At 64.0% G+C, this 5,277-nt stretch carries 5 protein-coding genes; 3 read left to right on the plus strand and 2 right to left on the minus strand.

Features of this window, described 5'->3' with window-relative positions; all coding sequences use genetic code 11:
* The first annotated feature begins 321 nt into the window (after nucleotides 1–321).
* A complete protein-coding gene (locus EOA24_RS26610; RefSeq protein WP_126078604.1) occupies nucleotides 322–2,097 on the plus strand; it encodes a tetratricopeptide repeat protein in 1,776 nt (591 codons plus the stop codon).
* 50 nt (nucleotides 2,098–2,147) lie between these two features.
* Here EOA24_RS26610 and EOA24_RS26615 read toward each other — a convergent pair whose 3' ends face one another.
* A complete protein-coding gene (locus EOA24_RS26615) occupies nucleotides 2,148–2,609 on the minus strand; it encodes a GNAT family N-acetyltransferase (protein ID WP_126078603.1) in 462 nt (153 codons plus the stop codon).
* Between the two features lie 191 nt (nucleotides 2,610–2,800).
* Here EOA24_RS26615 and EOA24_RS26620 point away from each other — a divergent pair, with 191 nt between their 5' ends.
* Nucleotides 2,801–3,724, plus strand: a complete 924-nt coding sequence (locus tag EOA24_RS26620) for a glycine--tRNA ligase subunit alpha (protein WP_189341644.1) — start codon at nucleotides 2,801–2,803, stop codon at nucleotides 3,722–3,724.
* Nucleotides 3,725–3,820: 96 nt separating this feature from the next.
* On the opposite strand, the gene EOA24_RS26625 is transcribed toward EOA24_RS26620, so the two are convergent.
* A complete protein-coding gene (locus tag EOA24_RS26625; RefSeq protein ID WP_126078602.1) occupies nucleotides 3,821–4,003 on the minus strand; it encodes a hypothetical protein in 183 nt (60 codons plus the stop codon).
* Between the two features lie 252 nt (nucleotides 4,004–4,255).
* Here EOA24_RS26625 and glyS point away from each other — a divergent pair.
* Nucleotides 4,256–5,277: glycine--tRNA ligase subunit beta (gene glyS / locus EOA24_RS26630; RefSeq protein WP_127410239.1), on the plus strand; the 1,022-nt coding region annotated here is incomplete at its 3' end.

Below are 5,277 nucleotides of genomic sequence, written 5' to 3' on the forward strand. Positions count from 1 at the left end.
CTCTACCCTCGCGCGCATGCGCGAGGCCTTTTCTTCCGGCCTGACGCGCAAGGCGTGCCCGGGCTGCGAGTGGTTCGAGCTGTGCGGCGCGGTCGCGGCGAGCGGCTTTTACGGAACGCGCCTTTAGCCCGCTTATGTCAAAATTCGGCCGCCGATCCGCATATTTTCGCTGACTGGCATCGTTTTTTAAGCCGGATGATTGCATTGTGATTCGCTCGGCGATTGAAGCCCGACCCCAAAAAGGCCATGCTTTGGCCGGAAAAGATCGAGTCTGTGGGCGGTCCGCCAAGGGCGGGATCGCGTCTGGCTGAAAGGGATACGATGCGGCAAGGACGTGCGCGCTGGCTGACGAGGCTGGCATTTTTGACCGGAGTGGCGCTCTGGGTGCTGCCGGTCCAGGCCAAGGAAGAAGCCCAACCGCTGCAGATCACGTCTTTCTCGGGCGCCTATCTTGCGGCCCATATCGCCGAAAGCGACAACGACCTCGACGACGCGATCGCCTATTACAAGCAGGCGCTGGCCTTTGCCCCTGATGACAAGGACCTGCAGCAGAGCCTGATGCTGGCGCTGGTCTCGCAGGGCCGCTTTGAGGAATCGCTGGTCTATGCCGACAAGCTGAAGGAAGTGCCCGATGTCGAGCGCTTCTCGCGCTTGGCGCTGGCCATCGATTCCTTCCACAAGAAGGACTACGCCAAGGCGCAGTACTGGCTGAAGCTGTCGCTCGAATCCGACCTCGACCGGCTGCTTTCCGGCGTCATGGACGGCTGGGCCAAGCAGGGCGCCGGCAACGCGTCCGAGGCCATGGATGCCATCGACAAGCTGAAAGGCCCCGATTGGTTCGGCCTGTTCAAGTCGTTCCACCGTGCGCTGATCGCCGATGCCGCCGGCCTCAGCGACAAGGCCGATGCGATCTACGCCGCCACCTTGGCCGACACCGCGGCCGGTGGCTCCGCGCCCGAAACCTGGATGCGCAATGCCCAGGCTTATGCCTCCTTCCTCGCCCGCAAGGGCGACAAGTCGAAGGCCGAGGCGGTGTTGAACCAGGCGGAAGCCTTCGCCCCGGGCAAGCTCGAGATCACCACGCTGCGCGACCGCATCGCCAAGGGCGACAAGATCGAGCCGCTGGTCGCCCGCCCGGCCGACGGCGCGTCCGAAATCCTGCTCGACCTTGCCACCGCGCTCAACCGCGGCGGCGGCGAGCCTTTCGTGCGGCTTTACCTGCAATACGCGCTGGCGCTGAAGCCGGACAGCGACGCGGCCCTTGTGCAGCTTGCCGCCGTTGCCGAGCAGCTGAAAGATGGCGAGGGCGCGGTCGCGCTCTACCGCCGCATTCCGGAATCCTCGCCGCTGAAAGAGCTCTCCGACCTGCAGATCGGCCTCAACCTTGCCGATCTCGACAAGCATGACGAGGCGATTTCCCACCTCAAGGCCTATCTCGACAAGCACCCGGACGACATGCGCGCCTATCTGGCGCTCGGCGGCGTCTATGGCTCGAAGGAAGATTTCCGTTCGGCCGCCAATCTCTACGACAAGGCCGTCGAGCAGCTGAAGTCGCCGACCGCCGCCAACTGGAACATCTTCTACCAGCGCGGCATCGCCTATGAGCGGCTGAAGGAATGGCCGAAGGCCGAACCCAATTTCCGCAAGGCGCTGGAGCTGCAGCCCGACCAGCCGCAGGTCATGAACTATCTCGGTTATTCCTGGGTCGATATGAACATGAACCTCAAGGAGGGCCTGGCGATGATCCAGAAGGCCGTGGATCTGCGGCCGAACGACGGCTACATCGTCGATTCGCTGGGCTGGGCCTATTTCCGCATGGGCCGCTTCGACGACGCCGTGCGCGAGATGGAGCGCGCCGTCTCGCTGAAGCCGGAAGATCCCGTCCTCAACGACCATCTCGGCGACGCTTACTGGCGTGTCGGCCGCAAGCTCGAGGCCACCTATCAGTGGACCCAGGCGCGCGACCTGAAGCCGGACCCGGATGTGCTCGCCACCCTGCAGCAGAAGCTGCTCAAGGGCCTGCCGCCGATCGAATCCAACACCGCGCAGGAAACCCCGAAGGTGAAGCCGGATCCGACGCCCGCGCCGAAGGGCTGAGCGGTGTGCTATTGATTTCTGGCGGGGCCCTTCGGGGCCCCGCGGCATTTTCAGAACATCTTTCTGTACACCACGAACCCGGACTTCTCGGCGACCTTGTCGTAGAGCTGCATCGCCGCGTGGTTCGTCTCATGCGTCAGCCAGTAGACGCGGTTCGCGCCCGCTTCACGGGCGCGTTCGTAGACGTCTTCGATCAGCGCCCTGCCGACGCCCTGGCCGCGCGCGGCCTGCGTGGTGAAGAGATCCTGCAGATAGCAGCTCGGCGCGATCGACGTCGTGGAGCGGTGATAGAGATAGTGGACTAGGCCGAGCAGACTGCCTTCGCGCTCGGCCACCAGCGCATGCACCGGCTCATAGGCGTCAAAGAAGCGCGACCAGGTCATCTGCGTGATCTCGCCGGCAAGCGCCGTCGGGCCGGAGCGTCCGTAGAACGCGTTGTAGCCGTCCCAGAGCGGCAGCCATTGCTCGTAATCCTGCCTTGTGACGGGGCGGACGGCAAGTTGACCAGACATGGCGAAACCTCTGTCGTTGACGTGGAACGGAGCAAACCGCGGCCGCCGCTCGACAGCAATGGGCCAGCCTGCCGCAAAGCTTCCGCCTTGCCGGATGTGGGCCGCTGCCTTGACGCTCGGCGGCCCGGCAACTAGGGAAGCGTCATCCTGCGCTTTCCGAGGCCGCCGTGACCATCGAGATCCCTGCCCATATGCATCCCAGCCGCTCCTTCCAGGGGCTGATCCTGACCTTGCACAATTACTGGGCGGACTATGGTTGCCTCATCCTGCAGCCCTACGACATGGAAGTCGGCGCCGGCACCTTCCATCCGGCGACCACCTTGCGCGCGCTTGGTCCGCTGCGCTGGAACGCCGCTTACGTGCAGCCCTCGCGCCGGCCGAAGGACGGCCGCTACGGCGAGAACCCGAACCGTCTGCAGCATTATTACCAGTACCAGGTGATCCTGAAGCCCAATCCGCCGAACCTGCAGGAGCTTTATCTCGGCTCGCTGGAAGCGATCGGCGTCGATCCGCTGCTGCACGACATCCGCTTCGTCGAGGACGATTGGGAAAGCCCCACGCTTGGCGCCTGGGGGCTCGGCTGGGAATGCTGGTGCGACGGCATGGAAGTCTCCCAGTTCACCTATTTCCAGCAGGTCTGCGGCATCGAATGCGCGCCGGTGGCGGGCGAACTGACCTACGGCCTGGAGCGGCTCGCCATGTATGTGCAGGGCGTCGACAATGTCTATGACCTGAATTTCAACGGCCGCGAAGGCGCCGAGAAGGTCACTTACGGCGATGTCTTCCTGCAGGCCGAGCAGGAATATTCGCGCCACAATTTCGAATTCGCCAACACCGCGATGCTGCTGAGGCATTTCGAGGACGCCGAGGCCGAGTGTAAGGCGCTGCTCGATGCCGGCACGCCCAAGCCGAGCGACAATCTTCCGATGCACCGGATGGTCTTTCCGGCCTACGACCAGTGCATCAAGGCAAGCCATGTCTTCAACCTGCTCGACGCGCGCGGCGTGATCTCGGTCACCGAGCGGCAAAGCTACATCCTGCGCGTGCGCAATCTGGCCAAGGCGTGCGGCGAGGCGTTCCTGAAGACGCGGGCTGGCGGGCTGGCAGCGGCTTAGAGCAATTCCAGGAAAAGTGCGTAGCGGTTTTCCGTCCGGAATTGCGTCAAAACAAGATAGAGCGAATTCGCAGTTTCAGTGAAACGGCGGCTTGCTCTAAGCCGGTACGGCTTTCACGGTCTCGGCGGCGGCGCCGACCGGCAACACGACCTGCGCCGTTGCGCCATCGATCGTGCGCATGGCCTGCCTGACCCCCGGCATCGTGATCACGCCATGCATCTGCGCGGCGAAGCAGGCGCTGAGCGCCAGGATCTGCAGGGTTCTCGATGCCGTCTTCATCGTCGTTCAGCCAATAGGTCTCTGCCTGAGCGTTTGTCGCTTCAGCGCCGCGTTCGGTTCATGGGAAGGTTTGCTCCAAGGATGACCGACCCTGAGCCGTCCCGACAGTTGGCTGAAAAATTCCGTGAAATCGCTTGAAGAGGCGATCTCCTAGCGGGGTGACAGCGGCCGGCCGAGTTGCTATTTCCCGCCCATTCGTGACGGCGCTGACGCGCCGGCCCTCCCCATCAAGGGGAGGGTGGGAGCCTAATCATGCCTGACCTACTGCTAGAACTTCGCTCGGAAGAGATTCCCGCCCGCATGCAGCGCAAGGCTGCCGGCGACCTCAGGAAGATGCTGACCGACGGTCTGGTCGAGGCGGGTCTCACCTATGAGGCGGCGCGCGAATATTGGACGCCGCGCCGGCTGGCGCTCGACATCCGTGGCCTGACGGCGCGCTCCAAGGACATTCGCGAGGAGATCAAGGGTCCCTCGACCACCGCGCCCGAGCAGGCGGTGCAGGGTTTTCTGCGCAAGGCCGGCCTGTCGTCGATCGCCGAGGCGCATGTCCATTCCGATCCGAAGAAGGGCGACTTCTACGTCGCCCACATCTCGAAGCCGGGCAGGGCGGCCGAAGAGATCATCGCCGAGCTGGTGCCGGGCATCATCAAGAGCTTCCCCTGGCCGAAATCGATGCGCTGGGGGCCGGCCTCGGCAAAACCCGGCTCGCTGCGCTGGGTGCGCCCGCTGCAGTCGATCGTCTGCACCTTCGGTCCGGAGACAGAGGAGCCGGTCGTGGTCGATTTCGAGATCGATGGCATCCGCGCCGGCAACGTCACCTATGGCCATCGCTTCCATGCGCCGGGCCCGATCACGGTGCGCCGCTTCGACGACTATGTGGCGAAGCTCGAAGCGGCCAAGGTCGTGCTCGATGCCGACCGGCGCAAGGAGATCATCCTTCACGACGCCCGCAATCTCGCCTTCGCCAATGGCCTCGACCTGGTCGAGGACGAGGGCCTGCTGGAGGAAGTCTCCGGTCTGGTCGAATGGCCGGTCGTGCTGATGGGCGAATTCGAGCGGGATTTCCTCGCCATTCCGGGCGAAGTCATCCGCCTCACCATTCGCGCCAACCAGAAATGCTTCGTCACCCGGCCGCAGGGCGCCGGCGAGGATCTCTCGAACCGCTTCATCCTGGTCGCCAACATCGAGGCGAACGATGGCGGCAAGGAGATCGCCTATGGCAACGGCAAGGTGGTGCGGGCGCGCCTGTCCGACGCGCTCTATTTCTGGAAGAC

Origin of the sequence: Mesorhizobium sp. M2A.F.Ca.ET.039.01.1.1, from assembly GCF_003998035.1 — a bacterium.
GTDB lineage: Bacteria > Pseudomonadota > Alphaproteobacteria > Rhizobiales > Rhizobiaceae > Mesorhizobium.

What these genes read in the sequence shown, in the direction of transcription:
- EOA24_RS26610 (WP_126078604.1), top strand. Translation starts at nt 322, where the DNA reads ATGCGGCAAGGACGTGCGCGCTGGCTGACGAGGCTGGCATTTTTGACC.
- EOA24_RS26620 (WP_189341644.1), top strand. Translation starts at nt 2,801, where the DNA reads ATGCATCCCAGCCGCTCCTTCCAGGGGCTGATCCTGACCTTGCACAAT.
- EOA24_RS26615 (WP_126078603.1), bottom strand. Translation starts at nt 2,609, where the DNA reads ATGTCTGGTCAACTTGCCGTCCGCCCCGTCACAAGGCAGGATTACGAG.
- EOA24_RS26625 (WP_126078602.1), bottom strand. Translation starts at nt 4,003, where the DNA reads ATGAAGACGGCATCGAGAACCCTGCAGATCCTGGCGCTCAGCGCCTGC.